General features: G+C 45.2%; 5 protein-coding genes and 1 tRNA gene. 2 read left to right on the plus strand and 4 right to left on the minus strand.

From position 1 onward, the window contains the following. Window positions 1-281 precede the first annotated feature (281 nt). Window positions 282-354: transfer RNA gene (locus tag A3SI_RS16260), tRNA-Thr, on the plus strand. A 95-nt stretch (window positions 355-449) separates the two neighbouring features. Here the strand turns inward: A3SI_RS16260 and A3SI_RS16265 are convergent. From A3SI_RS16265 to A3SI_RS19425, 4 genes are all read right to left on the minus strand, one after another. Continuing rightward, a complete protein-coding gene (locus tag A3SI_RS16265) occupies window positions 450-635 on the minus strand; it encodes a hypothetical protein (RefSeq protein WP_009057635.1) in 186 nt (61 codons plus the stop codon). A gap of 140 nt (window positions 636-775) precedes the next feature. After that, on the minus strand, window positions 776-1,264 hold the full coding sequence (locus tag A3SI_RS16270; protein ID WP_193782430.1) for a hypothetical protein: 489 nt from the start codon (window positions 1,262-1,264) through the stop codon (window positions 776-778). Window positions 1,265-1,295: 31 nt separating this feature from the next. After that, window positions 1,296-1,550, minus strand: coding sequence for a DUF3820 family protein (locus tag A3SI_RS16275; RefSeq protein ID WP_009057637.1), 255 nt, complete (start codon window positions 1,548-1,550; stop codon window positions 1,296-1,298). Between the two features lie 170 nt (window positions 1,551-1,720). After that, window positions 1,721-1,954 (minus strand): hypothetical protein, encoded by a 234-nt coding sequence (locus tag A3SI_RS19425; RefSeq protein ID WP_009057638.1) that lies wholly within the window; start codon window positions 1,952-1,954, stop codon window positions 1,721-1,723. Here A3SI_RS19425 and A3SI_RS16280 point away from each other — a divergent pair. Then, on the plus strand, window positions 1,939-2,530 hold a 592-nt coding region (locus tag A3SI_RS16280; RefSeq protein WP_162098481.1), incomplete at its 3' end, for an alpha/beta hydrolase family protein. The two genes, A3SI_RS19425 and A3SI_RS16280, sit on opposite strands and share 16 nt — an antisense overlap.

Raw genomic sequence — 2,530 nt, forward strand, 5'->3', positions numbered from 1 at the left:
GCAGATCTGGAAAATAATATCTCGCTTTGGAAGAAATAACTGGCCTTCTTCGCCTCTTCTAAGACGGCAGATAAGCTAAAAGATCAGTTTCGATAACGAAATTCAAAAGGCTGAAAGCGAAATCGAGAAAGATCAAAGCTGACGCTTTAGAAACATTTAAGTAGAATTTTAAGCCACTCAAAATAGGGAGATAGCGCTATCTCCCTATTTTTGTTTTTAGGGCTTTTTACTTCTGAAAAAGACTTCTATATTTGCACTGTCATTAAGAGWAAAGGTTTACAGCCTCTTTAGCTCAGCTGGTAGAGCAACTGACTTGTAATCAGTAGGTCGCTGGTTCGATCCCGGCAGGGGGCTCTTCAAGTAGATAAAGACATCTTCGGATGTCTTTTTTTTTGTCTAAAAGTGAAATAGATACATACAGGATGCTAACCGCTAATCCGGTACACGCATTATACCTCATCCCCATCGTCCAAAAGATTTAAACTGTTCTTCAGCAGCTGTTTGGTATAATGACGGTTACGCCTGTTTTTCTTGGCCTTGGCACGCTGCTGATTGCGTTTGTCTACGACCAGTTTATCGATATCATTTAAATCTTCTTTATCCTGAATGAGTTGGGGACTCGTACGCTTTGGCATGATGGTTACGCTTTTTTTCTGTAAACCTAATTCCAGCCTGCTGTTTGGGTCAGTCGAAAGAAAATGAATCAAGCAAAAAAAAAAGACTCCCGAGGGAGTCTTCTTGTAAAGGCTATGGCCGCTTTCAGGTCTACCTATGATTAGGCAGCTTCCTCTGCGTCCTCTGCGTCGGCATCCGCCTCCTCTTCTTCTGCCTCCTGTAAGGCTTCATCAGAAAGTGCTGCCTTTAACAGCGTGGCATACCCATCGTAAATTTTTTGAATTTCGATGTACATCGTCTCTTGAAAGGCCAGATGCTCTTCATCCGAAAAAGGCTTCATCGGATTATGCACATGATACTTGCGGTCATAGCTTCCATCGTGATCATGCTCATAGCCCGGCACTTCGATGATTTCACGATCCCAGATCTTTAATTCATCCTTCATGGAAGAAAAATCGATCTCACGCTTTTTCATTTCCTTTTCCATTTCCATCATTTCCTCGCGAATATCGAGGCTCTGCTCGAAAATCTGGAAAGCCTTCGCATAAACCTCTGGATCACCTCCTTCTTCTTTTTCTCCACCCCCACAGCTAAAAAGGAAGACCACCATACCGAGTACTAAACTCCAAGACATTACTTGTTTTTTCATGTTTCTCATTTTTTGTTTGTCAAATGAATCTTTATGTACTGTACTTTTTTTTAAGCGTGTGTAAAATTTCTTCCAGGCCATTTAATCGAATTTCATATAAGGTCGCCAAGAGCGTTCCCACTTTTCCGGGAGGAAAGCCCTGCCGCTGAAACCAGACCAAGTACGCCTCAGGTAGCGCCGCATAGACCGTGCCTTTGTACTTGCCAAAAGGCATTTTTTCACGTACAAGGGCGATTAACAAGTCAGCGTCAGGGGTATTGGTATGCATGGCGTAAAGATAACACATAAAGATACGGCATAGACCGCAGTTTCTGACATCTTTTTCCTTCTCATTAGGGCTTCTGCCAGAAAAAGTGACGCATGCCTAAGCAGTAAGTAGCAACAGTCCTTGTGGAGCTAAAAAATTTAATTTGGAGCTTCTGACTAAAAACATGAATTCTTGACTATTTTTAAATTCTAATCGATAGCCATGAAAAAGTACACCACAGTAAGCGTTTTTATCCTTCTCTTTTTCCATTGGGCTAAGGCCCAAAGCCCTCCGGGGAATGGAAAGGCACGCTGCAGCTTCCGGGGACGGCGCTGGAGCTTTTTGTCAGCCTTCAGGAAACCGATGCAGGCTGGGGCGGCAAAATGGATATCCCTGCTCAGCAGCACGCGATATCCGCCTAGATCGCGTGTTGTTTCAACCACCGATGGTGTTTTTTGAAATCAACAGCTTACAGGTGACCTACGAAGGAATTTTATCGGAAAACCGGATTCAGGGCAACTTTAAACAGATGGGCATGGAGTTCCCACTTGATTTTGTGCCAGCCGATACGTCAAAGGAGACCGAGGAAGTACGCAGACCGCAGACGCCTCAGCCCCCGTTTTCTTACCAAGTCCAGGACTTAAAGCTGCCAACAGCAGCAGGCAACACGCTGGCAGGTACACTGACACGTCCACAGACTTCGAATCCGGTGCCGCTCATCATTTTACTGCATGGATCTGGGCCTAATGACAGGAACCAAAGCCTCTTTGGGCATGCCCCATTCCATGTTTTGGCACACCGCCTGACCGAAGCAGGTTTCGCCGTTTTTCGTTTTGACAAGCGCGGCGTAGGGGAGTCGGATGGAAATTTTCAAAACGCCGTTTTATCCGATTTTATGGACGATGCCCGCTCCCTGATACGAGCTTTTCGACAGCAGATGGGAGACTCTTTTCCTCAGATCGGTATTTGGGGACATAGTGAGGGTGGAACTATCAGCCATGCGCTAGCCGCAGAACCGG

The sequence above is a fragment of the Nitritalea halalkaliphila LW7 genome, assembly GCF_000265075.1.
GTDB lineage: Bacteria > Bacteroidota > Bacteroidia > Cytophagales > Cyclobacteriaceae > Nitritalea > Nitritalea halalkaliphila.